Source organism: Paenibacillus periandrae (genome assembly GCF_022458865.1).
Lineage (GTDB): Bacteria > Bacillota > Bacilli > Paenibacillales > NBRC-103111 > Paenibacillus_S > Paenibacillus_S periandrae.
This window is the reverse complement of sequence record NZ_JAJNMU010000260.1, coordinates 1-212: the sequence shown is the minus strand read 5'-3', so window position 1 is coordinate 212 and position 212 is coordinate 1. Positions and strand designations below refer to the sequence as shown.

The following is a 212-nucleotide window of genomic DNA, read 5'->3' as shown; positions in this document are numbered from 1 at the left end:
GACTTCCAGTAGTCCCAACCATCCGCAAGGCTACTACCTGGGCGCGTCTGCTTTTCATACTCAGGGTTGGCCACGATGTTACTGTCTGTCCCATACTTGAACGTAACTGAATCTACGTATACGGTTCCTGACCCGTTAGGAGCCGTGGAAGCTAGACCTGCATGCACACGTGCTCGCTTGGCCGTGGCGGGTATGACACCCGTTGCCGATAA

Annotated in this window: 1 protein-coding gene; it reads right to left on the bottom strand. The window is 54.7% G+C overall.

Annotated features, from left to right (window positions below; all coding sequences use genetic code 11):
- Positions 1-212: hypothetical protein (locus LRL21_RS45465; protein WP_240422276.1), on the bottom strand; the 212-nt coding region annotated here is incomplete at both ends.